Here is a 909-nt window from a genome sequence, read left to right on the forward strand (position 1 = left end):
TTGCATGTAGTCATCCCACTTGGCGTACTCAAGAGTTGCAGACACTATGGCGTCTGGATTACTGACTTGGACCCGCGTGTATTCCTCATAAATCGAACAGTTGCCACTCCAGTAGTCGTTACCAACTCGGCCAATCCACAACTCAGTACAGCCTTCTCCACAAGATTTGAGGTTATATGGACCATCATAGTGCTTCACCACAGAGGCATCGTAGTCATGGACAACCTCACAGTCCGCGCTTTGATCTACAACACGCTGACACCGTTCATACTCTGGAATGTGGGCGTTGATAGTATTCTGATTGATGGTTGTTTCGGCAGAACAATCCCCAAAGCCACCTGCGATGAGGTCCATATCCTCATAGGTCTTTTTGCTTAGATTTAGTACAGGGTCATTACTGAAATCAGGGCGTGATCGATTAGAGGCATCGAGAAGAACCTTGTATGCCGCACCAGAGATTGATGGATTAGCACTATTGGCATCACTCCACAGCGACCCTTTTGCATTATTCCCCACGCTGTCCATGTCATCGCCAGAGTCGTAAATGCCTTGCAGACCGCCCACATCAGGTTTATTGGAATAAGGGAAGTAATAACTATCAGGTTTATTGTTGGTCCCGCTCGTTCCGGGGAATAGATCATTGACATTAATCTGACTCCCCCCGTTCATTTGGAATTGACCGTCTTTCAACGTCGGCATAGAGATTGTGCCATCTTGCACAGTCCCCGAGCTCGACTTGAATGAGTTTGAGAGGTTTTGTCCGAAAGCCTGGGCCTCTTTACCCACCGCTGTGATGTCCTGGTCTTGGCTACCGTTAGCGTAGGAATGTATCGGCAGCGCAGACATGGTTACTGTCAACAGCGAGGCCACAGCTTTCATAAAGTAATTATGACTTCGCATTGTGTTCTC

Annotated in this window: 1 pseudogene; it reads right to left on the reverse strand. The window is 48.0% G+C overall.

What is annotated here, in order from left to right:
* Nucleotides 1–900 (reverse strand): annotated as a pseudogene (locus R7R78_RS24980) (conjugal transfer protein TraN); the annotation flags it as partial.
* Nucleotides 901–909 lie beyond the last annotated feature (9 nt).

The organism is Vibrio sp. 2134-1 (assembly GCF_033339495.1).